This is a genomic window from Pseudarthrobacter sp. ATCC 49987 (assembly GCF_009928425.1).
Taxonomy (GTDB): domain Bacteria; phylum Actinomycetota; class Actinomycetes; order Actinomycetales; family Micrococcaceae; genus Arthrobacter.
This window is the reverse complement of sequence record NZ_JAABNS010000001.1, coordinates 136,214-160,143: the sequence shown is the minus strand read 5'-3', so window position 1 is coordinate 160,143 and position 23,930 is coordinate 136,214. Positions and strand designations below refer to the sequence as shown.

The 23,930-nt window shown below is 65.0% G+C and carries 22 protein-coding genes; 13 read left to right on the top strand and 9 right to left on the bottom strand.

Going from position 1 to position 23,930, the window contains the following annotated elements:
• Positions 1 to 12 precede the first annotated feature (12 nt).
• From GXK59_RS00740 to GXK59_RS00730, 3 genes are all read left to right on the top strand, one after another.
• A complete protein-coding gene (locus GXK59_RS00740; RefSeq protein WP_160663553.1) occupies positions 13 to 906 on the top strand; it encodes an alpha/beta fold hydrolase in 894 nt (297 codons plus the stop codon).
• Between the two features lie 109 nt (positions 907 to 1,015).
• Complete coding sequence (locus tag GXK59_RS00735) at positions 1,016 to 1,345, top strand: hypothetical protein (protein ID WP_160663551.1); 330 nt, start codon at positions 1,016 to 1,018, stop codon at positions 1,343 to 1,345.
• A gap of 213 nt (positions 1,346 to 1,558) precedes the next feature.
• Positions 1,559 to 1,819, top strand: coding sequence for a hypothetical protein (locus GXK59_RS00730; RefSeq protein WP_160663549.1), 261 nt, complete (start codon positions 1,559 to 1,561; stop codon positions 1,817 to 1,819).
• Between the two features lie 46 nt (positions 1,820 to 1,865).
• Here GXK59_RS00730 and GXK59_RS00725 read toward each other — a convergent pair whose 3' ends face one another.
• Together GXK59_RS00725 and GXK59_RS00720 are read right to left on the bottom strand one after the other, a co-directional pair.
• Complete coding sequence (locus tag GXK59_RS00725) at positions 1,866 to 2,624, bottom strand: VOC family protein (RefSeq protein ID WP_160663548.1); 759 nt, start codon at positions 2,622 to 2,624, stop codon at positions 1,866 to 1,868.
• A gap of 219 nt (positions 2,625 to 2,843) precedes the next feature.
• Entirely contained in the window at positions 2,844 to 3,797 is a 954-nt protein-coding gene (locus GXK59_RS00720) for a LysR family transcriptional regulator (protein ID WP_160663546.1), read from the bottom strand.
• Positions 3,798 to 3,938: 141 nt separating this feature from the next.
• On the opposite strand from GXK59_RS00720, the gene GXK59_RS00715 reads away from it, so the two are divergent.
• The 5 genes from GXK59_RS00715 to GXK59_RS00695 all read left to right on the top strand — a co-directional run bounded on the left by GXK59_RS00715 (position 3,939) and on the right by GXK59_RS00695 (position 10,721).
• Positions 3,939 to 5,081, top strand: coding sequence for a PrpF domain-containing protein (locus GXK59_RS00715; protein WP_160663544.1), 1,143 nt, complete (start codon positions 3,939 to 3,941; stop codon positions 5,079 to 5,081).
• A 36-nt stretch (positions 5,082 to 5,117) separates the two neighbouring features.
• On the top strand, positions 5,118 to 6,203 hold the full coding sequence (locus GXK59_RS00710; RefSeq protein WP_160663542.1) for an ABC transporter ATP-binding protein: 1,086 nt from the start codon (positions 5,118 to 5,120) through the stop codon (positions 6,201 to 6,203).
• A 128-nt stretch (positions 6,204 to 6,331) separates the two neighbouring features.
• Positions 6,332 to 8,011: an ABC transporter permease gene (locus GXK59_RS00705; protein WP_160663540.1), complete on the top strand. Its 1,680-nt coding sequence runs from the start codon at positions 6,332 to 6,334 to the stop codon at positions 8,009 to 8,011.
• Complete coding sequence (locus tag GXK59_RS00700) at positions 8,008 to 9,126, top strand: ABC transporter substrate-binding protein (RefSeq protein ID WP_160663538.1); 1,119 nt, start codon at positions 8,008 to 8,010, stop codon at positions 9,124 to 9,126. Before GXK59_RS00705 ends, GXK59_RS00700 begins: the two co-directional genes overlap by 4 nt.
• Before the next feature lie 152 nt (positions 9,127 to 9,278).
• Entirely contained in the window at positions 9,279 to 10,721 is a 1,443-nt protein-coding gene (locus GXK59_RS00695) for an SLC13 family permease (RefSeq protein WP_160663536.1), read from the top strand.
• A 196-nt stretch (positions 10,722 to 10,917) separates the two neighbouring features.
• On the opposite strand, the gene GXK59_RS00690 is transcribed toward GXK59_RS00695, so the two are convergent.
• On the bottom strand, positions 10,918 to 11,406 hold the full coding sequence (locus tag GXK59_RS00690) for a GNAT family N-acetyltransferase (RefSeq protein WP_160663534.1): 489 nt from the start codon (positions 11,404 to 11,406) through the stop codon (positions 10,918 to 10,920).
• A 38-nt stretch (positions 11,407 to 11,444) separates the two neighbouring features.
• Between GXK59_RS00690 and GXK59_RS00685 the strand changes: the two genes are divergently transcribed.
• Together GXK59_RS00685 and GXK59_RS00680 are read left to right on the top strand one after the other, a co-directional pair.
• Positions 11,445 to 12,176: an SDR family NAD(P)-dependent oxidoreductase gene (locus GXK59_RS00685; RefSeq protein WP_160663532.1), complete on the top strand. Its 732-nt coding sequence runs from the start codon at positions 11,445 to 11,447 to the stop codon at positions 12,174 to 12,176.
• Positions 12,177 to 12,246: 70 nt separating this feature from the next.
• Entirely contained in the window at positions 12,247 to 12,819 is a 573-nt protein-coding gene (locus GXK59_RS00680) for an MOSC domain-containing protein (protein WP_160663530.1), read from the top strand.
• Positions 12,820 to 12,844: 25 nt separating this feature from the next.
• On the opposite strand, the gene GXK59_RS00675 is transcribed toward GXK59_RS00680, so the two are convergent.
• The 5 genes from GXK59_RS00675 to GXK59_RS00655 form a co-directional block, all read right to left on the bottom strand.
• On the bottom strand, positions 12,845 to 14,074 hold the full coding sequence (locus tag GXK59_RS00675) for an RNA polymerase sigma factor (protein ID WP_160663528.1): 1,230 nt from the start codon (positions 14,072 to 14,074) through the stop codon (positions 12,845 to 12,847).
• Positions 14,071 to 14,394, bottom strand: a complete 324-nt coding sequence (locus GXK59_RS00670; RefSeq protein WP_160663526.1) for a YciI family protein — start codon at positions 14,392 to 14,394, stop codon at positions 14,071 to 14,073. Before GXK59_RS00670 ends, GXK59_RS00675 begins: the two co-directional genes overlap by 4 nt.
• A 122-nt stretch (positions 14,395 to 14,516) precedes the next feature.
• Complete coding sequence (locus GXK59_RS00665) at positions 14,517 to 14,855, bottom strand: hypothetical protein (RefSeq protein WP_160663524.1); 339 nt, start codon at positions 14,853 to 14,855, stop codon at positions 14,517 to 14,519.
• A gap of 9 nt (positions 14,856 to 14,864) precedes the next feature.
• A complete protein-coding gene (locus GXK59_RS00660; RefSeq protein WP_160663522.1) occupies positions 14,865 to 16,868 on the bottom strand; it encodes a vWA domain-containing protein in 2,004 nt (667 codons plus the stop codon).
• Positions 16,869 to 16,893: 25 nt separating this feature from the next.
• Positions 16,894 to 18,282: a sigma 54-interacting transcriptional regulator gene (locus GXK59_RS00655; RefSeq protein ID WP_160663520.1), complete on the bottom strand. Its 1,389-nt coding sequence runs from the start codon at positions 18,280 to 18,282 to the stop codon at positions 16,894 to 16,896.
• 92 nt (positions 18,283 to 18,374) lie between these two features.
• Here GXK59_RS00655 and GXK59_RS00650 point away from each other — a divergent pair, with 92 nt between their 5' ends.
• From GXK59_RS00650 to GXK59_RS00640, 3 genes are all read left to right on the top strand, one after another.
• Positions 18,375 to 19,040: an MSMEG_4193 family putative phosphomutase gene (locus GXK59_RS00650; RefSeq protein WP_160663518.1), complete on the top strand. Its 666-nt coding sequence runs from the start codon at positions 18,375 to 18,377 to the stop codon at positions 19,038 to 19,040.
• 25 nt (positions 19,041 to 19,065) lie between these two features.
• The gene (locus GXK59_RS00645) at positions 19,066 to 19,767 is read left to right on the top strand and encodes an SCO1664 family protein (RefSeq protein WP_160663516.1); all 702 of its coding nucleotides are present in this window, start codon (positions 19,066 to 19,068) and stop codon (positions 19,765 to 19,767) included.
• Positions 19,768 to 19,967: 200 nt separating this feature from the next.
• Positions 19,968 to 20,294, top strand: coding sequence for a hypothetical protein (locus GXK59_RS00640; protein ID WP_160663514.1), 327 nt, complete (start codon positions 19,968 to 19,970; stop codon positions 20,292 to 20,294).
• Positions 20,295 to 20,362: 68 nt separating this feature from the next.
• Here GXK59_RS00640 and GXK59_RS00635 read toward each other — a convergent pair whose 3' ends face one another.
• Positions 20,363 to 23,905, bottom strand: a complete 3,543-nt coding sequence (locus tag GXK59_RS00635) for a tetratricopeptide repeat protein (RefSeq protein ID WP_160663512.1) — start codon at positions 23,903 to 23,905, stop codon at positions 20,363 to 20,365.
• Positions 23,906 to 23,930: the final 25 nt, after the last annotated feature.

The following is a 23,930-nucleotide window of genomic DNA, read 5'->3' as shown; positions in this document are numbered from 1 at the left end:
GACCCCGTCAGTATGAGCTTCACATCCTTCGGCCGCATCCAGACTCCCGTCCTGGACATCGGATACGAGTCCGCGGGCGATCCGGGCGGGACCCCGGTCATCCTCCTGCACGGGTTCCCGTACGACGTCCGGGCCTTCGACGACGTCGCTCCTATCGTCGCGGGCCAGGACGCCTACGTGCTCGCGCCCTACCTCCGCGGCTTCGGTCCTCCCCCCTTCCTGGATCCCACGACGGTCCGTTCAGGACAACAAGCCGCCCTCGGGCAGGATCTCATCGACTTCATGGATGCCCTCAACATCGAAAAAGCAGTCGTTGCGGGCTACGACTGGGGCGGCCGGGCGGCGTGCATCGTGGCGGCCCTGGACCCCGGACGCGTTGCCGGGCTCGTCACCGTCGGCGGCTACAACATGCACAACCTCGCGCGATCCGGGGAACCTGTGGACCCGGAATGGGAGCGAAGCTACTGGTATCAGTACTACTTCCACTCGGAGCGGGGCCGCCGCGGGTTGGACCAAAACCGTGACGAACTGTGCGGGCTGCTCTGGCGGACCTGGTCGCCCACCTGGGCTGGCGCACCCCAGGCGTTTCCCGCCAGCGCCCAGAGCCTGCACAACCCGGACTTCGTCGACGTCGTCATCCACTCCTACCGCCACCGTTACGGACTAGTCGACGGCGACCCCCGGTACCAGCGGTTCGAGGACCTGATCGCCCGGGAGCCGCGCATCACCGTTCCGACGGTAGTGCTCGAAAGCGGGGACGACGGCGTCGGCGGCCCTGCGGCGATCGCCAGCAGAGACTATTTCACCGGCCCCTACAGCCAACGCGTCCTTCCTGGTATTGGACACAACGTTCCGCAGGAGAACCCGGACGCGTTCGCGCAGGCCGTGGTGAGTTTGTTCGAGTGATTGCCTGCCGCCGTTGGAGTTTGGGGTCCTGCCGCGATGTTGGTGATGACATGGACCGGCAGGCATAAGCTGGTACCAGAACGTCTCTTCCAGCGCCGGGAAGGTCATCATGGACACTGAAACCGCCGATGTAACCGATCACGATGTCACCACCATCACCTGCGTATGCGGCAACACCGTTAGCAAGGACGGGTTGATTCAGGCCAACTCACACGGCGTCCCCGTCTACATCGGCGACAACGGCCCGGTTCCCGCCGGGCTCGCGAAATGGCCTGCGGATGAGGATCTCTACACCTTGTGTCCCTCATGCGGCCGCGTTTACCGTGACTCGGTCATCGAGGAGACAGGGACCGCGCCCGTTGCTTTCCGGGTGGACGTCACCGCTGGCCCAGTTGCTGAGGCCATCCGAGTCCACTGGAACCTCAGCGCCCAGGAATGAAGGCGCCGACGGGAAACGTTGCGCTCGTTTTGACGTGATCCGGTCCGAGTGCGGCCGTCGTCCTCGGATGGCCGATTCGCGAGGGCCGAACTGTCAATTTTTCCCGCTACCGCTGCATTCGGGGCCGTGGTACGTTCAGCGTGATCAGGATGTCCCGACGCGGCCCCTTGACCAGCCCGGCTCCTGGCAAAACCCCAGAAAGCGGAGGCAACGATGCCAACACTAATGATCTTCCACGAAGTCGACGACGTTGAGCACTGGCTCAGCTCACCAAAAAGGGAGGAAGTATTCGGGCCGCTGGGCATCACGGTTCGAACTTTCATCGACCCGGCAAAGAGCCACCGAGTAGGCCTGATCGCCCAAGTCCCCGACATGGAAACGTTCCAGCGGATCATGGAGTCCGAAGCGGCAGCCGAAGCGATGAAATTCGACGGCGTCCGTCCGGAAACAATCCTGACGCTCGTCGAGCCCTAGGCGCCTCCGGGCGCGACGCCCAGCCAACGAAAGCTGGAAGTCCGTGTCAGCCGGTGGTTGCGCTGACCGCGACGACACCCCCTTGAGGGTCGCTGATCACGGCGCTTCGAAATCCCGGAGTGTCCACGGGCGCCATGAGAATTCCACCGCCGAGAGCAACAGCATGCTCGGCGGTGGCATCGGCATCGCCGACGGCGAAGTTAACGCTCCAATGCGGCGGGACCTCGACGCCAGCGGTGGCCGTCACTGCCGCCACGACCCGGCCGGAGCGCAGCCACAGCGAGAACGGAACGTCCGGCAATGATTTGAGCTCCCAATCGAACATTGCCCCGTAAAACGCCTGGGCCTGTCCAACATCCGGGGTGTGCAGCGAGCTCATGGCCCAGCTGTTCGGCTCATTGGCCAGTTCGACGCCGTCGTTCTGACCCGCCTGCCGCAGGCTGAAGGGGACGCCGGCAGGATCGGCGAGCACTGCAAAGCGGTCATCGGGCCCGGGATCAGACGGCCGGAGGCGCCTGCCTCCTGCCCGCTCGGCGCGGGCCAAGGATTCCCCGAGGCCGGCGACACGGACGTGAGTGATCCAGCCCGGAGGCGACAGCGGCGGTGCCTGCCCGATGCCGGCCACCAACTGCCCGTGAAGGCGCGCGGTGTAGTAGTCGCCGTCGAGACCGGACGGCATCGGGGCCGGGTCGTCGAAACTCCAACCGAAGAGCTGACCGTAGAAATCTTTGGCCGCCCGGGGATCGGGCTGCCAGGTGTCGACCCAGCACGGCGCACCGACTGAGGACGTGTCTCGCGCTGTCATAGAAGAAATCCCTCTCGACCTGGCTGGATCCGGCCGGAACATTGTTGCCCACGCCGGCACCTTCGGACAAGAGCGAACAACGCGCTTCGGACCCGTGAGAGGAACAGCAGTCATGCCGGCATGGGTGATGGGCTGCAGGCCCGAAGCCGGGGGCCGACGGCCCCGAGAACATCGTCAAGCCCAGTTTCCATACCGGGCTGCCGCAACCGCAATCTGAATTCAGATGTTGACCGAGCCGAGCTGGCCCGGGCGGCCGAAGGTCTGTGGCATGGCCTTGGCAGCCTCCCGCAGGGTTTGCTGGAAGCCGAGCATGGCTGGCGTCGACTTCCGCCCCTTGAGCTGTCCGAGCAGGATACGGCGGACAGGGACGGGAATCCGGGGATCGAGCGGGACGAGCCGGACGTCGTCGCGCAAATTTGTGAGCGACAGCCGCGGGGCGAGTGCCACGCCGAGCCCTGCCGCCACCATTGCCTGCGCTTCCTGATAGTCATGGGCGTCATAGGAGATGTCCGGCGCGAACCCTGCCGCGTGGCAGCTTCTGGTCAGCACGTCCGCCACGGGGTGCCCGTCCGCGCGGATGATCCAGCGGGCAGCTGCGAGCGAGCTGAGGTCCACCGGTCCGCTGCGCCCGACGTCACTGCTCCCTGCCACCACAAGGACGGTGGGATCGTCCACGAGTCTTTCGGTGTCGATTTCCTCGTCGGTAAATGGACTCCAGTCGTACTCCCAAAGGAGTGCCAGCTCCACCTCGCGCATCAGCAGCAGCTCGCGCAGGGGGTCCCTCAGCGCACTCTTGACCGACACCGAAACGGCGGGGTGCGCCCGGGCGAACTGGGTCAAGACCAACGGCAGCAGGGAAGCGGAGGCCGTGGGGAAAGACCCGATCCGCAGGCTCCCGGCTCGCAGCCCGCTCAGTGCATCAAGGTCGGACTGGGCGCCCGCCAACTCACGCCGGATGGACCGGGCTCTGGCTACAAGGGCCGCCCCCGCGTCCGTTAAAACCACTCCACGGGCATGTCTCTCGAAGAGAGTCTGCCCAGCCTCCGCCTCGAGCCGTCGCATTTGCTGGGAGACCGCGGACGTCGTGTACATCATCGCCTCGGCGGCCGCGGTCAGGGATCCATACTCGGCGATTTCTGCCAGCAGGAAGAGTCGGCGTACATCAAGCTCCATAAGAAGAGTGTAGTTCAAGTTAAGCCACTCATAGAAAACGAACATTGTGCTCAACGCTGCCAGAGCCGAAAGTAGGTATGACCGAGGCCACACAGGCGCCGTGGCGGCCCGGACAACGACTACTTTCGAATCGAGAATCCATTGAGAATCCCAGCAACCCTGGTCAGGGGTGGAACCAGCAAATGCTGGCTGTTCGACGGCCAGGATGTCCCGGCGTCGAGGGACCAGATCGAGGCGCTCCTGATAGATACTTTCAACGCGGCGGACCCCCGGCAGATCGACGGCGTCGGCGGGGCCACGTCCACGACCTCCAAAGCGGCCGTCGTCTCGGCCGCCTCCGATGACGACGTTGATGTTGACTACCTCTTCGCGCAGGTCGGCATCGGCGACGGCCGAGTCGAGTGGGGCAGCAACTGCGGAAACTGCGCGACGGCCATTGCCCTCTACGCGGTGAGTCACGGTTTTGTGCGCGCGACACCGGGAACCACCCTCGTCCGGATGCGCAACCTGAACACCGGCACACGGCTCGAAGCAGACGTCACCACCCCGGACGGGAAGCTGCCGGCCTTTGGCGACGCGCAAGTCCCTGGCACCCTGGCCACAGGGGTCCCCGTCACGCTCGCCTTCCTCGACCCGGCCGGCGGCAGCACCGGTTCTGCGCTGCCCACCAGGCACGCACGCGAAGAGCTTTCCGTAGACGGCCGGAATTATCTGGTCTCCATGATCGACGCCGGCGCGCCGATGGTTCTGGTGGCGGCCGCAAGCCTGGGCCTCACCGGAGCCGAGAGCCTGGCCGAACTCTCGGATTTCGTGCCCGTGCTCACCGAAATCCGAAGCGCTGCCGCCGTGCGCATGGGTCTCCGGGCCCCCGGCTCACCGGTTGACCATGCAGTACCCAAGGTGGCAATTGTTGGCCCCGCCACCGACTTCATCACGACAGGGGGCCAGCACATCAGCGGCGCGGCCTATGACGTCTCGATCCGGACGCTGTCCATGCACGCCCCGCACCCGGCCATCGGGCTGACGTCCGCCGTCGGCGTCGCCACCGCTGCCATCACCGCAGGAACGGTAGTTAACGCCGCCCTGGCCGGCGGGGCGATTCAGACACCTCCCGACGCCGTTACCCATCTCCGGATCGGCACTGCCGCCGGCATCATCGCCACCGTCGCCACGGTCGATCCGTTCGGGCGCCCTGCCCGGATCGGACTCGAAAGAGCCGCCCGCGTCATCAGCGAATCCATCATCTTTACCCGCGCAACCGCCGCTGTGCGGGCCAGCGCCTAACTGCGCACAAATAGACCTAGACAAAGGAGTCGGACGATGAAAGTTACTTTGGAGAATATCGACCTGAAATACGGCGATACCTACGCAGTCAAAGGCGTCAATGCCGAAATCGAGGACGGGCACTCGCTGGTGCTGCTGGGTAAGTCTGGCTGCGGCAAGACCAGCACCATGCGATGCATCGCCGGACTGGAAACTCCTGTCCGCGGCAGAATCACAATCGGGGACCAGGTGGTGTTCGACAGCGAAAGGAACATCAATGTTCCTTCCCACAAACGCAACGTGGGCATGGTTTTTCAGTCGTACGCCGTCTGGCCGCACCGAACCATCTTCGAGAATGTTGCCTTTCCGCTCCAAATGAAGAAACTGGGTAAGAAGGAAATCACGGAGCGCGTCGACGAGGCACTCCACCTGGTGGGTTTGGACGGGTTCCAGAAACGTGGCGCCAGCCTCCTCTCCGGCGGCCAGATGCAGCGGGTGGCCCTGGCCCGAAGTCTCGTAATGCGCCCCAGCGTCCTGCTGCTGGACGAGCCCCTCTCCAATCTTGACGCCAGGCTCCGGGACCGCCTGCGGATCGAACTCCGCGCACTGCAGCAGAAGCTCAACCTGACCTGCGTCTACGTCACCCACGACCAGGGTGAAGCCCTGGCCCTCGCAGACCGGATCGCACTCATGCAGAACGGAAAGCTCGCCCAGGTCGGAAGCCCCGGTGAGATCTACGAAAACCCGGCCAGCGCCTCCATCGCGGACTTTCTGGGGGTCACCAATATCTTCCCGGTGCTTAAGGACGGCCACCCCGGAACCTACAAAATGGCGGAGCACAGGCTCGAACTGTCCACAGCCGACTACACGCTGGACGGTGAAGCCATCAAGGCCTGCATCCGCCCGGAGGACGTCATCGTCTCTGCCCAGCGGCCAGACGCTGACTCCAACAACTGGGCCGGCGAGGTCTCGGTGGCCAGCTACCAGGGTTCGAACGTCCGCTACCTGATCGAGTTGGACGGCGGCCCCGCCATCGAGGCCCTCGTTTCCCGCCGTGACGGCCCGCCAGCCGGTAAAGGCAACAGGGTCTGGGTGACAGCGAGCCCCTCCGACGTCCAGATTCTCCCCGCTGAGGTGGCCTGATGTCCGCCGCCACTACAGACCTTCGCAAGCAGTCAGATCAGCGGCCGGGCCTGCCGCCCCGTGAGATGCTCAGTCCGCGGCCCCGACGCCGGATGGGCGGCCAACTTGGCCACCAGTTCAGGAAGTCCATGCCCACGTGGCTGATGCTGGCCCTGCTGGCCATCTTGATCCTCATGCCCGTGGCCCTGATCCTGATCTCTGCATTCAGCAGCTCCACGCCCCGACCAGGTTCGATCGGACTCGGCGGCCTGACGCTGGAGAACTTCAAGATCCTCTCCTCCCACCAGTCGGTAACCGCACTGACAAATTCCTTGGTGGTGGCAACATCCTCTTCGGTGTTGGCCATGTTCATCGGTGGAACCCTGGCATTCCTAGCGGCCAGGACCAACATCTGGGGCAAGGCCGTCATCTACTTCATCGGCATCGCACCGATGTTCCTGCCCTCGCTGGTGGGCGCACTCGCCTGGTCACTCCTGGCCGGACCCGCCACGGGTTACCTGAACTTGCTCACCCGTGGCATCGGCTTGGGCAACCTCTTCAATGTCTACACGATGCCCGGGCTGATTCTCGTGCTGGCCTTGTACTACGCACCGTATGCGTTCCTGCTGATCCACGGCGCCATGACCCTCATGAACCCTGATCTCGAGGAAGCCGCCAGCGTCCACGGCGGCTCTCTCGGTAAAATCCTGAGCACCGTCACCTTCCCTCTCGTCACACCAGCGATTCTCGGCTCCGGCGTACTGATCTTTGCCCTGACCATGGAAAACTTTCCAGTCGCCCAGATGATCGGCACTCCCGGTCAGATTGAGACACTCCCTACCTTCATTTACCGACTGATGAACTCCGCACCGGCACGAGGCAACGAAGCCGCAGCGGTCGCCGTCGTCCTGACCGTCGTCCTGATCGCGGTCACCGCAATCCAGCAGCGCATGGTGATGAAAAGGAACTTCACCACTGTTTCCGGCAAGGGCATGAAGCCCCGCATGATGGACATCGGCAAGCTCCGTGGCGTGGGCCTGGCCTTCGCATTGGTTTACTTCGCCCTGGCAATCGTGTTGCCGGTGGTGGCTCTCCTCCTGGCCTCCCTGCAGTCCTCGCCGTACGTTTCGAACCTGGGCCAGCTTTTCGGCGAAGACGCGCTCTCCTTCTGGTCGCTCTTTCAGACAATGCAGTCCGCCACATTCCTGGACGCGGCACGGAACAGCGTCATGGTGGCCGTCTGCGTAGCAGTTCTGGGTGCCGCGCTGGCGTTCTACCTCAGCTACATCGTGTACAGGACCAAAACCCCGGGCCGGAAGAGCTTGGAGTTCGTGGCAATGCTCCCCCTCGCCATCCCGGCGATCGTCATGGGTCTGGGCTTGCTCTGGACGTGGCTGGTGTTGCCGCTTCCCGTGTACGGAACCATCGTGGTGCTGATCATCGCCTTCATCGCGATCTACCTTCCCCAGGGCTACCGGGGCATGTCAGCAAGCATCCTGCAGGTGGACAAGGACCTCGAAGACAGCGCAGTGCTTCTTGGCTCCAGCAGGGCGCGTGCGGTGTCCTATGTGACGCTGCCGCTGATGAAGACAGGCGTTATGTCGACGGTCCTGCTGCTGCTGATGCTGGCGATGCGGGAACTGTCCGCGGCCTTGTTCCTTTTTACCTCCAACACCCGGCTACTGGCGATTGTGGTCTTTGACAACTACGACAACGGCGCGCTGCGCTCCGCGGCATCGACGAGCCTGCTCTACATCCTGGTCATCCTGGCCCTGGTCGTCCTCGCGAAGGCCTTTGGCGCCCGCGCAACCAATGGAGAAGCACGATGAAAAACATCCTCAAGACAACGACGTCGCTGCTGGCCGCCGCCGCACTAGCGGTAACCGCCGGCGCCTGCAGCGCCCCCAAGACCATCACCCTGGTCAACAAGGCCGAATCCCTCTCCACCACCTCTGAACTCGTGGTCAACGGCCAGACCGTGGCAGACAGCGAGCTGTTCGCAAAGGCCAAAGCCGAGGGGTCCATCAACCTCTACAGCGGCTACGTGGAAAACAGCGAGAAAGAAGTCATCAAAGCCTTCACCCAGGACACCGGTATCAAAGTGAACCTGGTCCGGCTGGTACCCAACCGTCTGCTGGAGCGCGTGCTCAGCGAACAGGGCGCCAACAAGCTGGGGGCCGACGTCATCCGAACCTCCGAGTACTCCTCGGTCTCAGCCATGAACAAAGCCGGCGCCTTCACGCCACACAAGGTGCCCAACTTCGACCAGTTGGACGACACAGTGAAGTACGACGGCGGGAAGTTCTACCGTGTCTTCGACCCGGCCTTCACTTTCGCCTACAACACGGCCCTGGTCAGCGAGGCCGACGCCCCAAAGTCCTGGCAGGACCTGCTGGATCCGAAATGGAAAGGAAAAATCGGCACGACCCAGGTCGGCGCCGGCGGCAGCTCAGCATCCCTGGTGCGCTTCCAACTCGGTGCCCTCGGCGAGGACTACCTCAAGGGGTATGCAGCTCAGCAGCCACGAATCTTCGATTCCTCCGGCGCACAGCAGGAAAGCCTGTCCCGCGGGGAAATCCAGGTAGCCACGGCCGTGGTCAGCAGCGTCAACATTGCAGCAAACAATAACGCGCCAGTGAAGTTCGTAGTCCCCACGGAAGGATTCGCGCTCTACGACTACTTCCTGGGCATGACCCCCACCGCCCAGCACCCAGCCGCAGCCCAGCTGTTCATGAACTGGAACCTCAGCAAACGAGGAGCCAGCGTCTTCTCCCAGATAGGCGAATACCCGGCTGACTCGACCGCCCCGGCTCCCACGGTGATGGACGTCCAGCTGCCGGCCATGAACACAGGGCTTCCCCATCGCGGAACTCCCGAGGATCTAGCCCTTCACGGAAAGGAAGACCAGGCCACCTGGAATCGGATCTTCGGCTACATCGGCTGAACACCGCAGACTGCAGCGGGGCGGCCAAGGCGATCACCCGGATCGCCGACTCATCGCAACGACGGCCGTCCCGCTGTTTCATCCACCTCCCGAGGCCTCCGGCAGCGCCGCCGCGGCCTCCCTCACAGGAGCTACTCTCTGAGGAGACCACCATGACTAAAACTGCGCACCGCACCACTGCCCCAGTGGGCGAAACACCGGACGAAGGCCCCAAGCGTCTTACCCGTCGCCGTATCCTACTGATGACGGTGGCCAGTTTTGCGATCCTAGGACTGGTCGCGCTTCTGCTGGGGGGTGACATCTTCAACCCGGCGGCCACCACGAGACCGGAGCCGACCTTGACCCCTACCCAGATCATCCCGCTCGTCATCCTCGTCGTAATGTTCATCGTCGCCACGAAATGGCCGCTGAACATCGGTGTAATGGGGCTGGTCGCATCCTTCGGCGTCGGCTACTTCATGCTCGGCATGACCGACAAGGAAATCCTTAAGGACTTCCCGGCCAGCATCGTTCTAACGATCATCGGAGTCACCTACTTCTTCAGCATGGCCCAGAGGAATGGGACCATCGACATCATCGTGCAGACCTGCGCGCGCCTCGTAAGGGGCAAAACGATGCTGCTGCCCTGGGTGTTCTTCCTGCTCGCTGCCGCGCTCACCGCACTGGGCACCTTCTCCCCTGCCGCCGTCGCACTGCTGGCACCGGCGGCCATTGGATTCGCCTACGAGTCCCGCATCCACCCCGTACTGATGGGCGCGTTCATCATCAACGGAGCCCACGCCGGCGGCTTTTCTCCGCTCTCCGTGGCCGGCGTGCTGGTGCACGACATCGCGCTGGAAAGCGGGTTTCCCATCTCTCAGGGCGCGCTCTTCGCTGCCAGCTTCGCCCTCAATCTCATCCTCTCCGTACTGACCATCGTTCTGTTCGCCCTCCTGGGGAAGCTGCGCGACGGCGAAGGCGGCCAGCATGCCGATCTCGACACCGCCCGGACCATCCGTCCTCGCGGCCAGCAGATCCTCACGCTGGTGCTGATCGCGGTGATGCTCGTGTGCACCCTAGGCTTCCACCTGCCGATCGGCTTTGTGGCCCTCTCGGCCGGACTCCTGCTGGCGCTGGTTAACATCAAAGAACACCAAACGTTCATCGGCGGCGTCTCCTGGTCCACGGTGCTGCTGGTGGCGGGAATGATCACCTACGTCTCCCTGCTTCAGCACGTCGGCGTCATCGACACCCTCGCCGAGCAGGCCCTAGCCCTGGGTGCCCCGCTGCTGGTCGCGCTTGTCCTCTGTTACGTGATTGGCATTGGCTCAGCCTTCGCCTCCTCCACGGCGTTGCTGACTGCGTTCATCCCTCTGGCGGGTCCGCTGCTGGCCACCAGCTCACTGAGCGCCTCCGGAACGGTCGCGGCGCTGGCCATCGCTGCCACCGTCGTGGACGTCTCCCCCTTCTCCACCGACGGCGCGCTAGTGGTTGCCAACGCCCGCGCGAACGACCGGCAGCGCGTCTACCGCCAGCTGATGGCCTACGCGGGCGGAGTGGTGCTTGTTGCCCCGGCGCTTGCCTGGGTTCTGCTGGTACCCACCGGCATCATTTAATCGGCACCGGCCCGGCACGACTCAGAGCCCGATATCGACATCGATCAAGTCGGGCTCATGATTACCGGTCAGTTCCCGGTTTGGCCCGGCCTGCCACTGGCTCCAGTGCCAGGGCGAGAACCTTTATCGGGAGAACCCGGAAGCGTTCGCGCAGGCCGCGGCGAGCCTGTTCGACTAGGTGCTTCGAGGTTGACCCTCAAAGCAAGAGCTTGAAGCCCACATGCGATGCTTCGAAACCGAGACGTTCATAGAACCGGTGCGCGGCGGCCCTGGACCCGTCGGACGTGAGCTGTATCAGCTGCGCACCCCGCCGGCGACCTTCGTTGATCGCCCACGCGATCATGGCGCCTCCGAGGCCGTTGCCCCGCAGATCCGACCGAACGCGCACCGCTTCAATCTGCAGTCTTGTCGCACCGCCCCGGGCGAGCCCGGGGATGAATGTCAGCTGCATGGTCGCCACAACCTCATGTGCCGTCGTGACGACAGCGACCAGCAACTGGGCAGGGTCGGCGTCGATGGTCTGAAAGGCACGATCGTAGGGGTCCCGGTCCTCGATCGCTGCCGAGTCGACGCCGGCCCGGAGTTGGTCGTCCGCCAGAAGTCCAAGGACCGGTCCGACGTCGGACGCTTCGGCTATGCGTAGAGTGAAAGGACCGCCCGGGAGATTAAGTTCAGCGAGAGTCATTTCCCCAGTATTCCAGCCAGCCATTAAGGGGGGACGTAATGGGCCGCATCTTCATCACGGGATCAACTGACGGACTCGGACGGGCCACCGCAGAATCCCTCCTCGACAGCGGTCATCACGTCGTTGTGCACGCACGCAATGCGGACCGCCTCGCGGCCGTTCGGGACCTCCTGGACCGCGGCGCCACGGGCGTGGTCGGGGACCTGTCCGATCTCGAGCAAACGCGTGACGTTGCCGACCAGGTCAATCACGACGGCCCCCTGGACGCGGTGGTCCACAACGCGGGCGTGTTCAACGGACCGCATATCCTGCAGGTCAACGTCATCGCCCCCTACGTCCTCACTGCCCTCATCCGCCGCCCGCGCCGGCTGATCTATCTCAGCAGCGGCATGCACCGCGGCGGCCACGCCGCCCTCTCCGGCATCGATTGGGGCGGACAGGGACCGGGCGTGTCCTACTCGGACAGCAAGCTTTACGTCACCGCCCTTGCCGCATTCGTCGCCCGGCTATGGCCGGAAGTTCTCAGCAACGCCGTCGACCCGGGCTGGGTGCCCACCAGGATGGGTGGCCCCGGTGCCCCGGACGACCTGCGGCTGGGGCACCTCACCCAGGAGTGGCTCGCCACAAGCGAGGACCCGGAGGCGCTGACGAGCGGGGGCTATTGGCACCATCAACACCGGCGGAAAGCACACCCCGCCGTCTACGACCAGCAGCTGCAAAGCGAGCTTGTCGACTCTCTGGCCCGGGCCACGGGCGTGCGCCTGACTTAATCCTTCGGCGCACGACGACGACGGCGGGAGCTTCCCGCCGTCGGACCCGCGGAAACGATAGTTTGGTGGCATGACGGCCAGCTACCGGTACGACGTGGAGATCCTGCACCTGCTGGTGTCGCCGGCGCACGCCTACTTCGGCCGCGCCCGCGAGGGCGCAGCCGACGTTCCCACCACAGATGCCGAGCAGGTGAAACTGGTGGCTGGCAAGGGAATCGTCGGCGACCGGTTTTTCGGCAAGGCCGCGCACATGGATGCCGCCGTCACAGTATTCGCCGTTGAGGCGCTCGAAGCCATCGCCGCCGAGCTGGGAACAGCGCCCTTGGACCCGCTGCTGACGCGCCGCAACGTACATATCCGCGGGGCCCACCTTGCACCACTGCTCGGTCACGAATTCTCTCTGGAGTCCGGCGGGGAGCCTGTGCGGTTCAAGGCCGGCCGGCCCGCCCATCCGTGCGCCTGGATGGATGAGATGCTCGGCCCGGGCGCCCACAAAGCCATGCGCGGGCGGGGCGGCATGCGGTGCCAGGTGCTTTCCGACGGCGTACTGCACCGCGGACCGGCAGTGCTGATCAGCCCCGTGCCGCTGGATCCTGATCGCGCGGGCGACGCGACCCTATTGCGTCCTTCGCGGTTGCCGTAGCCCGCCGCGAATCACCCGGGGGCTGCTACAACTGGTCGAGGCGGCGTTTCAGGGTGGCGGCCTCGGCGGAGTTACCCGCCAGTTCAATGGCTTGGCCGTAAGCCAAACGCGACTCCGCGCTGCGGCCCAACCTCCGCAGCAGCTCGGCGCGGGTGGCATGGTAGGCATGATATCCGGCCAAGTCGTGTTCGAGCCGGTCGACGGCGGCCAGTGCCACCTCCGGCCCGTCAAGCTCGCCTACCGCGATAGCCCGGTTGAGCGCGACTATCGGCGACGGGTCGAGGTTGACCAGCTGGTCGTAGAGCGCGACGACCTGTGACCAGTCGGTGTCGCGGATGTCGCGGGCAGAGGTGTGCACGGCGTTGATGGCGGCGAGGATCTGGTACGGACCCGGATCCATCCCGGAAGCCAGACGCTCACGCACCAGGCGATGGCCTTCGGCAATCAGGGCCGTATCCCAGGTTCCCCGGTCCTGCTCGTCAAGGGTAACGAGCTCGCCGCTTGCCGAGATCCGGGCGGCGCGACGGGCCTCGGTAAGGAGCATCAGGGCCAGCAGCCCGGCCACCTCGCCGTCGACCGGCATGAGGGCGCGGACCAGTCGGGTGAGCCGGATCGCCTCGGCGGTCAGGTCTGAGCGAACGGGCTCGGTGCCGGGGCCTGTCGCCAGATAGCCCTCATTGAAGATCAGGTAGAGTACGGCGAGCACGCCGGAAACTCGTCCCGGCAGATCCTCCGCGGACGGCACCCGATACGGGATGCGGGCAGCCTTGATCTTGGCCTTCGCACGCGTGATCCGCTGCCCCATGGTGCTCTCCTGCACCAGGAAGGCCCGAGCGATCTCCGGCACGGTCAGCCCGCCGACCATGCGCAGAGTCAGGGCTACGCGGGTCTGCAGCGCGAGGGCCGGGTGGCAGCACGTGAAGATCAGCCGGAGCCGGTCGTCATCGACGGCGCCGAACGGCTCGGGCGGATGGTCGTCGAACACCAACTCAGCCTCCTGGTGTTTGCTGTCGCGTTTGTTCTCGCGCCGGAGCCGGTCGATGGCCTTGCGCTTGGCCGTGGTGGTCAGCCAGGCGCCGGGGTTGGCGGGGACGCCGTCGGACGGCCACCGCTCAACGGCAACCGCGAACGCCTCGGCCGCCGCCTCCTCTGCGAGGTCGAGGTCACCGAAACGGCGGGTCAGGGCGGCGACCAGCCGGGCCCAGTCCTCGCGGTAGGCCTGGATGATCGCTCCCCCGGCGTCAGACCCGTTCATAGGAACGGCCGTACCTCGACCTTCCGGTTGCAGGCCTTCGACCCGTCGGCGGCGAGCTTGAGCGCCACGTCGAGGTCCGGGGCCTCAATGATCCAGAAGCCGGCGAGGTACTCCTTCGACTCCACAAAGGGACCGTCGGTGACTACCGCGGCCCCGTCCCGGTTGTCGATGACAGTGGCCGTGTTGGGAAATCCGAGGCCGCCGGCGAAGACCCAGTGGCCGTCGGCCTGGAGACGATCGTTGAACTCGTCGATGGCAGCCATCTCGTCCGACGGGGCGAGGTCGGGCTGGTCGTGAATCACGGAAAGCAAAAACTGCATCTCGAATCAGCTCCTGCGGTTTGGGGCGCCCCTCGCGGACGGCCGTTCACCCTTACTACGAACAACTCTGCCCGATCCGACAGAAAACGTGCGGATTTACCGTTCGGTCAGATGAGCAGCCGCTAGGCCACAGGGCCCGTTCCGTCCGGCAGGCCGACGTCGACCGGGAAGGTCATGAACGCCGGCGTCTCGTACGGGTGCGCGGTCAGTGCCGCACTGACGACGGCGTTGCGCCGGGAGCGCGGGTAAATCGCCTCGATACGGGTTTCCGGGACCTCCTCGGGCGAACCGACGGCGCCGATGGCCGGGTTCGCGCCAGGCAGTGGCGTGAAGCGACCGGTGCCCTCGACGCTGAAGGAACAATGCGAGTAGTTGCCCAGCCTGCCCGCTCCGGCGTCACCCATGGCGTGCCGGACGGCGTGCGCAGCTTCGGTGGGGACGTAGATGACCAGACAATCCATGGGCTCCATCTATTGCGCCCAGTCGGCGTCGTCGTAGGGGCGGCCGCGGAAGTGGGCCCGGAGGTACTCGCCGACGACGGCGGCTCCCAGATCCCCTGCCTCTGGTGCAACAACGCGGCCGTCGATCCGGCGGGCCATCCGCTGGACGAACCGTTCCAGGCCCGGGTCATCGCCCAGCCGGAAGAACGTGGCCTGCGTCCCGGCACGGCCCAGACGGTCCAGCTCGGCCACCGTGACGCGGATGGTCTCCGGGTCCGGCGGATACGCGAACCACGACTCGCCGTCGGCCAGCAGGTGCGCGGTGGGTTCGCCGTCGGTCACCACCAGGAGGACGGGCTGCATCGACGGGTGCTGGCGGAAGAACCGGCCGGCCAGGAGCAGCCCGTGGTGCAGGTTGGTGCCCTGCTCCCGCAGGGCCGGCAGGGCCGTGAGCTCGCCGATGTCCATGGACTGCGCGTAGCGGCCGAACGTGATCAGCTGCAGCCGGTCGCCGCGGAACCGGGTGGAAACAAGGTGGTGCACGGCGAGTGCGGTACGTTTCATGGACACCCAGCGTCCCTCGGCGGCCATTGAAAAGGACACATCCACCAGCAGGGCGACGGCGGCCTGCGTGCGCGCCTCCGTCTCGGTCACCTCGATGTCATCCATGGCCAGCCGCAGTCCGTGGCGCGGATCCCCGCCGTCGGCGATGGTGCGGCGGATCGCGTTGGTGATGGTCCGGGTGACGTCCCAGGGCTCGGCGTCGCCGAACTCCCACGGCCGGCTGGAGCCGGTCTGCTCCCCCGCCGCCCCGGCAACGCGCGTGTCCCGGCGCCCCTGCCGGCCGGAGAGTTGCTTGGCGGTGTCGCGCAGCAGCGACCGGCCGAGCCGCCGCATGGCCTGCGGGGAGAGCTTCAGGTCGCCGTCGGCCCCGCGCTGCAGGAAACCGCCGTCGTGCATGGCCCGCTCGATCTCCGCCAACGTGCGGGCCGACACGGCCGCGTCCTGTCCAAGCTGGCGGGCGAGGGCGTCCAGGTCCAGGTCGTCCAGGCGGGAGCCGTTGTAGGACTGGGAGAGCTGTTCGGCGAGCTCGTCCAGTTCGGCGAGGTCCTGCAGCACGCCGGTGCCGTCGCCCAGCCCAAGACCCTCCTCACCCTCGAAGCGTTCCGAGCCGGACCAGTCCTCGCCGGGGCGCAGTGCCTGCAGGTTGGCATCGAGTTGGCCCAGCTGTGCCATAAGCTCGGGCGAGCCGAACGCCTGGGCGGAGAGCCGCATCAGCTCCTCGCGCTGCTCGGCGGACATGGACTGCAGCAGCCGCTGGGCGGCGGCCGCGCGCTGGGCGAGCGCGTCCACCAGCTCCGCGACGGACTGCGGGTTCTCCGGGAAGAACTGCCCGTGCTTGGCCATGAACTCCTGGAAGTCCGCGTCCGTGTCCTCGCCGCGCCGGTGTTTGTCGAGCAGTTCGTTGAGGTCCTGCAGCATCTCGGCCACGGCCGCGCGGTCCTCCTCGGTGGCGCCCTCGAGGGCCTGCTTCATCCCGGCGAACCGCTGGTCCAGGATCTCGCGGCCCAGGAGGTCCCTGATCCGCTCGTAGGCTTCCCGGGCGGTGCTGGACTGCCAGTCGTAGGCGGCGAGCTCGTTGACCGCCGCCGCCGTGGAGTTGGGCAGGTTCTGCAGCTGCATCTCCCGGAACGCGCGGTCCGTGTCGTCCATCCGGACGTCGCGGGCCAGCTGTTTGCGTTCCTCCAGCACCGCGGTCTCCAGCAGTTTCTGGACCCCGTTGAGGGTTCCGTCCAGCTTGTGCTGGCCCAGCAGGTCCTTGCGCCGCTGCTGGACCCGCCCGGCAAGATCGTCCAGCCCTTCCAGGTTCCGGCCGCCGCGGCGCAGGTATTCCTGCAGGGCGTGCCGGGGCGAGTAGCCGGCCATCACGTCCTCGGCGACGGCGTCCAGCGCCTCCGCCAGATCCACCGGCGGGGCGAGCGGATCCGGCCCGCCCGCGTAGCGGCTGTACCGGGACCAGTGGTGAGCGGTCATGGACCCTCCTTAGCCGTAACGGCGCCTAACCGTAAACCGTCGCCTCGTCGTCGGAATCCTTGGAGATCCGCCGGGCGAGGTAGAGGCCTTCCAGCGCCAGTTCGACGGCGGCTGCGCGCTGTCCGTCGTTTTCCGCGCCCAGGCGCGCACCGATGTCGTCGTAGAGGCTTGATCCGTTGAGCGACGGGAGGTTGTCCAGGAACTCCCGCGCGGTGACCAGCTCCCCGGTGGTCACCGTGGTGTGGCCGTCCAGGGCGGCGACGAGGTCGCCCATGTCGAGTCCGTGGAAGTGCGCCCGCACGGCCTCGGCGGTGGCCATGCGCAGGAGGTGGTCCAGGATGTCCTGTTCCCGGCCTTCCTCGCCGGATTCGAACTCGATCTTCCCGGCGAGGACTTCCACGGCGGCGTCCAGGTCGATGATCCGGGCGACGGCCTCCTCCTCGCCGCGCACGCTGGCGCGGCGCAGGGCCGCCGCGGCGACGGTTTCGGCGCCCGCGATGGCGAACCGCGCGGACACCCCGGAGGTCTGGTTGATCGCCGGCGACTGCCGCAGTGCCCGGGTGTAGCGGGCCAGGATCTCGAGGATGACGGGCGGGACGCCGGCCACCAGGTGCCCCTCCTGCCGGATGACGGCCACCTCGTCGTCGAGCTCGATCGGGTAGTGGGTGCGGATCTCGGCGCCGAAGCGGTCCCGCAGCGGCGTGATGATCCGGCCCCGGTTCGTGTAGTCCTCCGGGTTGGCGGACGCGACCACCAGGACGTCCAGCGGCAGCCGCAGCACGTAGCCGCGGATCTGTATGTCGCGTTCCTCCATCACGTTGAGCATGGAAACCTGGATCCGCTCGGCGAGGTCGGGGAGTTCGTTGATGGCGATGATGCCGCGGTTGGAGCGCGGGACCAGGCCGTAGTGGATGGTTTCCGGATCTCCCAGGCGGCGGCCCTCGGCCACCCGCATCGGGTCGACGTCGCCGATCAGGTCCGCGACGGAGGTGTCCGGCGTCGCGAGCTTCTCGACATAGCGTTCGGAGCGGTGCCGCCACGCCACCCGCAGCCGGTCCCCCTCGGTGAGGGCGCGGGCGCGGGAGTGCTCGGTGAGGGGTTCGTAGGGGTGTTCGTTCAGTTCCGAGTCCTCGATCACCGGCGACCACTCGTCCAGCAGCCCGGCCAGGGTGCGCAGCAGCCGGGTCTTGCCCTGCCCGCGTTCGCCGAGCAGGACGACGTCGTGCCCGGCGAGCAGGGCGCGTTCGAGCTGGGGCAGGACGGTGCGGCTGAAGCCGTACATCCCGGGCCAGGGGTCGCGGCCGGCGGCGAGCGCGGCGAGCAGGTTGTCGCGGATTTCGCGGCGCAGGTCCTTGTGAAGGCGGCCGGAGGCACGCAGTTCACCAACAGTGAAGATTTCGGGGCGATCACTCACTCCTCCACCGTAGACCTGCACCCGGCAGGGAATCGAGGGATTTCTTGAGATTCATGCGCTTTAGGCTGTTGCCCGGCTTACGCTGAATCTTGATGACCGCAGCAACGCCTGAACCTTCGGCAGAGCCCCCACGGCAGGGAACGCTCCTGCTGCTGGTGCGCCACGGCCAGACGCCGACGACGGGCATGGTGCTGCCGGGCAGGGCGCCCGGACTGCACCTTTCCGACCGGGGCCGCGCCCAGGCGGAACGGGTTTCTGAACGGCTCTCCGGTCTGCCGGTCGATGCCCTCTATTCCTCCCCACTAGAGCGCGCGTGCGAAACTGCGGAGCCGACGGCGGCCCGCACCGGACTGTCGGTGAAGCACGACGACGGGCTGCTGGAGTGCGATTTCGGCGAGTGGACCGGCGTAGCGATCGCCGACCTGGCGGCCCTGCCCGAGTGGCAGACCGTGCAGCACAGCCCGTCCGCCTTCCGCTTCCCGGACGGCGAGAGCTTTCCGGAAATGCAGGGCCGGATCGTCGGAGCACTTGAGGCGCTGTGCGCGGCCCACGCCGGCGGGGTGGTGGTGTGCTTCTCCCACGCCGATCCGATCAAGGCCGCCGTCGCCCATGCCCTGGGCACGCCCTTGGACCTGTTCCAGCGCATCGTCATCAGCCCGGGCTCGGTGTCTGCCATCTCGTTTGTGGCGGGCCAGGACCCCGCTGTGCACATGGTGAATTCGACGTCGGAACCGCTGAGTGGGCTGAGGGCATCATGACCGTGTTTCTGAAGCGGGAGGGATCGTGCCCAGCCGGGAGCTGACCCTGCTGACCGAGGGCAGCATCGAGCTGCTGGGCCTCATCCCGCGCAGCAGCAATCAGACATTCCTCGCCCAAGTCACCTGCGGCGAGGACGAGGGGTGCGCGGTCTACAAGCCGGAGGCTGGCGAGCGTCCGCTGTCCGACTTCGAGCCCGGCCTCTACAAGCGCGAACGCGCCGCCCACCTCCTGAGCGAAGCGCTGGGCTGGGGTTTCGTCCCGCCCACGGTGATCCGGGAGGACGCTCCCCTGGGCGTCGGGTCGCTGCAGTGGTTCATCGACTGCGACTTCCAGCAGCACTACTTCACCCTGTTCGAGGACGCCCCCGAGACCCACGCCGAGCTGGCCCGGATCGCGCTGTTCGATTACATCGCCAACAACACGGACCGCAAGAGCGGCCACGTGCTACGCGGCGACGACGGCCGTATCTGGGGCATCGACCACGGCCTGTGCTTCTCGGCCGCTTTCAAGCTGCGCACGGTGATCTGGGACTTCGCCGGTGACCCCATCCCCGATGCCCTGCTGGAGGACATCGCGCCGCTTGCAGAGGCCGCGCCTCCCGACGTTGCCGAACTCCTCGACGACGACGAGGTCGCCTCTCTGCAGCACCGCGTCCAGCGCCTGCTGCACGCAGGCGTTCTCCCTGGTGACCGCACCGGTATGCGTTACCCGTGGCCGCTGGTGTAAGGGCCCACGACAACCGATATCGGATCTTATGTAAAGCTGGTTGCCTGAGGCAACTTTTTGTTGCTCCGCGTCGGCCCTCCCGCGGCCTAGGGCGAGGCAAGAGGCCGGCCCCGGCATGTCTGTTGCGTGCATCACATTACGTCTATGGTTGTCCGGGGTGCCACAGCGTCGTGGCGCCCGACTTAGAGCGGAGAAATTTCGTGACAGACAAGCTTCAAGTACTGGTCCGGGTGGACCTCGACTGCGCCAATGCCCGAGTTGCCGCCCAGGGCCACGTGACTTCCAAAAGCGTCCGCGGCCTGTACGACGTGATGAAGCGCGCCAACTCGCTCACCGCGGGCATGACCCTCGAGCTCGATATGACCCGGGCCCGGATCGAGCCCGACGCGTTGGAAGAACTCCGGACCTGCTCGCGGTCCCACCATTTGCCTGCCCATGTCGATCCGCTCCAGTCCGACTACAGGCTCAGCATCCTCGCCCCCGACGTTGCTGCGCCCTTGGGAGTCATGGCTACAAGGGCGGCCTGACCCACAACAGCACTCCCCCGAAAGCACGGTAAGGTTCCAACGCCGAATCACGGCCTGGGCCGCTGGCATCAACTAGTCAAAATGATTCGGTTTGTCATGGAGCGGTCGTCCGCGTTTGTCAGATGGACAAACCCTCGTACGTATCGTGCCGCGAGAGCTGGCCCGGCCTTCTCGGCGAGGTCTTGGTAATGACTTGTCAGTGCTGCTTCGAATGGATCGGCGACCTCGGCGGAGCTTGTCGCGGCTCTGATTCCTGCTAGAACAAATGGTAGTTGGGCGGACGTTATCCAGGGCTGAGCGAGAAGTCTTTGAAGATACAACACCAAGTTTGAGTAGGCCTCCTTGTCGCCGATACGGATGAGCCATCGGGAAGTTGCCTCGACCCATCTTTTTACCGAGTCAGGTTCATCGGACGAGCGCCGTAGCCCTTCCATCGCGAACTTGACCTGGCTTTCCGGGTTGGCTGTCGCGGGCGCCCACATAATGAAACTGGCGCAGCCGCCGGCCCGCCATCCATCGAGGTCCGCGGCAGCTTCCAGCCAGTCACGGCGAAAGGGGGCGCCAACATAGTGACGGCTAATGAGGATCGCCTGGAGCGCCGTTGCCAGGTCGTCACTCAGGATCTGATCAAGCCGCATCGCCTCAACCAAGGCTGATGTTCCAAAAGCAGCAGCCCCCATGGCAACGGCCAGCTGTCGGACCTTCACATCGTCACACCACAGAGGTCTTGGTGGCTCATCCAAGGCGAGGTCGAGAGCCGTGAGCCAGACGAAGACTTCCTCTTCGGCTTGAAGCCTCGGGATATTGGTGTCCGCTGACCGTTCCTGGGTCCTTACATTTTGAAAGCGTGCGTGTACGTGCTTTGCACGCTCGAATCGCTGCTCAGCTTCCCGCTCGGAAATCTGGTGGACCTGCGCTGTCCCCTCGCGGGACTTCCCTATGGACATAGTTGAACGTTGGGACAACTTCTCGACCGCTTGGATGGTGTCAAGGAACTGTTCTAGAGGTACGGCGTTTCCTCCAAAATATCCCAGTAATTGATCGCCCAGTTCAGTGTCAAAGAGATCGAGCGTCAAAAGAGCGGTGACGTCAACCACGGCATCGCTGTCCCGTGCCACACGGGCTGCAGCCACTTCATCCTCGAACGTTGTGGCATCCCCGGCGAAGACGATGCCCGTGCGGCTGGCAAGAAGCTCAACGTAACTGGAGTGGTGCACGGAGGCAGCTACACCAAAGGGGAGCTTCCCTTCCTCCACCTGCCGGTCCACGTCAGAGGTATCCGGCAGCTGAGCAACGAGGCCGTTCAACGCTTCCAGTGGATTCTCAAGGTCAATCTTCTGCGGTATGAAGACATCCTCGAGACTTGGCAGCAACTCCTCGAGGCGAATCCTTATCTGTTCAGCGACCGGTTCCGGTAATTCTGCGGTCTGAAACAACATTGCCATCGTCGCGACGGCACGGACTTGTTTGCTGTTGTTGAAAGCATCTAGTACTTCGAGAAGCTCGTGGAGGGCTCCGTCAGCCAGCTGGTACCGCCTCCACAGTTGGATGCGCAATACAGCTTCCCGTTCATTGCGCGGCGATGGCCTACCTCCGAACTCGGCATATGTCTTCCACGCGTCATCAAGCTGTCCTAACCGGACTTGGCATTCAACGAGCGCCCACACAGCTGCCGGGTTGCTAGGATCACGGGTCATCAAGTCCGCTGCGGCGTCGGCTGCCTCGCCCCAGCGGCCGTCTGCCGAAAGAAGCTCGATTAGGTTGGCATAGACGGCCTCATGCTTGCCCCAACTTGGCTGCGCCACTTGGAGGGCACTGCGGGCGCTGGTCAGTGCGGCTTTGCGGTCACCAGCTCGCAGGTACGCGTTGGAGGCGATATGCCACAGCTCTGCGTCTGACCATTGTTTTGCGGCATTGGCAGCCGCCTTCGCTGCCTGTTCGAATTCGGATCGTAGTTCGAAATATCTGTAGAGAGCGAAAGCAAGCGTGCGCTGTTTCCTCGCTCTGGTCCGCAACGCCTCGAACTGGCCGGGCACTTCACTGAAAGCGGCGGCGACCAGCTTCAAATCACTAACGATTTCACGGTGGTCGGCTGACAGTGCTTCCATACGCGGGGGCACGGCACCGTGCATGGCGATCTGGAATCCGATCCGGAATTGTTCGTTTGCTGTGGTGGCCTGGTCGCCTGCCTTCAGCCACAGGCCCAGTGCCGTTTTTCTATCCTTATGGTGTTCAGCCATCAATGCTTCGGCTTCCAACCGGGTCAACGAGTAGTCTCCGGTTTCTGCCAGGAGGCCGCGGACCTCTTCGTCTGGTCTGGTGTCCGCCGCCATAACGATGGCCAGCTTGCGGACTTCAGGGTTTTTGGCTTCTTGGTCTGTAGCTTCACCTGTCGGCGGGAGCTGGGACATACTCCATGCTTTCCGGCTGTTTCCGAGGGCTTGTGCTGCTTGCATGGCTGTGGCCACGGCGCGATAGGACGGCCCTCTCCAAGTGCGTATGGCGTTGCGAACGGCCAGGGCTAACTCAAGGCTTGCTTCAAGGTCACCGAAGTGAAGGGCAGAGTCTCGGATTGAACCTCGTTGCAGGAGGTATTCCGCGGCCAATTGGGCCGGCCCGGTTAGCTGGTCTTCCTGAAGGGCCTCGCGTGCAAGTCGGACTGCGCCTTCGATGTCATCGTTAGCGGCCAGTAACTGACAGCGGATCGAGGCCTTCAGTGCGCGTTCGGGCGCGTCCGGCGTGTCCCACGTGTCCAGGATTTCAAGGGCGCGCCGTGGTGACTGGTCGATTGCGGCTGATATTGAGTCGGCAAGTGGGTGTCCTTCGTGCCGCTTCATCATTGCCCGTTGGGCATCGGGTGATGACGTGCCTTCCAGGAGGTCGCGGCGGACCCTCCAATAGTCTGCAGGTGTGGCGCCTTGTTCTAGCCCTTCGTCGATGAGCGCGATAGCTTCGTCGTTCAACCCGTAATCCGATGCGAGATCCGCCATCCACATCAGGGCTGCGGCGCTCGTCTGGCCGAACCATGCAGGACGGTGCTGTTTCCAGTCCACTAGGGCCGTCTTTGGATCCTGCGTTGCCACGAACTCGCGGACGAACCTGTGCACTGCTGGCCAGCTGTCCGCCAGGGCTTTTGCTTGCTTCGCCCGCACAGGTGCAATGAAGCGAAGGTCTGCTTCAAATGCGGATATTGGAGATACATGGGCAGCTTTGATCTCGGCACGGGTCGTTGCGCTTTGGATCTCAAGGGCTTCGTTCGTCGAAAGTCCGTGTGTGTAGGCGGAAAGGAGCAGGTCAACGAACTGCTTTGCCTGGATGTCAGTAAGTCGTGCCCACGCGGCACCAAATGTCTGCTTCCGCAGACTTCGCCCCAGGGCCTCAATTCGCTCCGGGTCCGCGCTTCTAAACGCGGAAAGGGGCTCGCCTGCACCCAGATACCGACGGAATTCCCAGTACGCAGGAGCTGGAAGCCGCAGTTCCTTAGCTTTCCTCCGTGCACGCCAGGCGACCAGCCATGAAAGCGCAATACGTTGCCACGCCGCCATAGTCAGTTTTCCCATCATGGGGCCGGCGACCTTGGCCGCTACGCCTACTGCCCACTCAGCAGCCATGTGCCCTCCAGTTGCGAAAGTGTCC

What these genes read in the sequence shown, in the direction of transcription:
- GXK59_RS00740 (WP_160663553.1), top strand. Translation starts at nt 13, where the DNA reads ATGAGCTTCACATCCTTCGGCCGCATCCAGACTCCCGTCCTGGACATC.
- GXK59_RS00685 (WP_160663532.1), top strand. Translation starts at nt 11,445, where the DNA reads ATGGGCCGCATCTTCATCACGGGATCAACTGACGGACTCGGACGGGCC.
- GXK59_RS00725 (WP_160663548.1), bottom strand. Translation starts at nt 2,624, where the DNA reads ATGACAGCGCGAGACACGTCCTCAGTCGGTGCGCCGTGCTGGGTCGAC.
- GXK59_RS00735 (WP_160663551.1), top strand. Translation starts at nt 1,016, where the DNA reads ATGGACACTGAAACCGCCGATGTAACCGATCACGATGTCACCACCATC.
- GXK59_RS00665 (WP_160663524.1), bottom strand. Translation starts at nt 14,855, where the DNA reads ATGGATTGTCTGGTCATCTACGTCCCCACCGAAGCTGCGCACGCCGTC.
- GXK59_RS00705 (WP_160663540.1), top strand. Translation starts at nt 6,332, where the DNA reads ATGCCCACGTGGCTGATGCTGGCCCTGCTGGCCATCTTGATCCTCATG.
- GXK59_RS00730 (WP_160663549.1), top strand. Translation starts at nt 1,559, where the DNA reads ATGCCAACACTAATGATCTTCCACGAAGTCGACGACGTTGAGCACTGG.
- GXK59_RS00720 (WP_160663546.1), bottom strand. Translation starts at nt 3,797, where the DNA reads ATGGAGCTTGATGTACGCCGACTCTTCCTGCTGGCAGAAATCGCCGAG.
- GXK59_RS00635 (WP_160663512.1), bottom strand. Translation starts at nt 23,905, where the DNA reads ATGGCTGCTGAGTGGGCAGTAGGCGTAGCGGCCAAGGTCGCCGGCCCC.
- GXK59_RS00695 (WP_160663536.1), top strand. Translation starts at nt 9,279, where the DNA reads ATGACTAAAACTGCGCACCGCACCACTGCCCCAGTGGGCGAAACACCG.
- GXK59_RS00700 (WP_160663538.1), top strand. Translation starts at nt 8,008, where the DNA reads ATGAAAAACATCCTCAAGACAACGACGTCGCTGCTGGCCGCCGCCGCA.
- GXK59_RS00710 (WP_160663542.1), top strand. Translation starts at nt 5,118, where the DNA reads ATGAAAGTTACTTTGGAGAATATCGACCTGAAATACGGCGATACCTAC.
- GXK59_RS00675 (WP_160663528.1), bottom strand. Translation starts at nt 14,074, where the DNA reads ATGAACGGGTCTGACGCCGGGGGAGCGATCATCCAGGCCTACCGCGAG.
- GXK59_RS00690 (WP_160663534.1), bottom strand. Translation starts at nt 11,406, where the DNA reads ATGACTCTCGCTGAACTTAATCTCCCGGGCGGTCCTTTCACTCTACGC.
- GXK59_RS00650 (WP_160663518.1), top strand. Translation starts at nt 18,375, where the DNA reads ATGACCGCAGCAACGCCTGAACCTTCGGCAGAGCCCCCACGGCAGGGA.
- GXK59_RS00670 (WP_160663526.1), bottom strand. Translation starts at nt 14,394, where the DNA reads ATGCAGTTTTTGCTTTCCGTGATTCACGACCAGCCCGACCTCGCCCCG.
- GXK59_RS00680 (WP_160663530.1), top strand. Translation starts at nt 12,247, where the DNA reads ATGACGGCCAGCTACCGGTACGACGTGGAGATCCTGCACCTGCTGGTG.
- GXK59_RS00660 (WP_160663522.1), bottom strand. Translation starts at nt 16,868, where the DNA reads ATGACCGCTCACCACTGGTCCCGGTACAGCCGCTACGCGGGCGGGCCG.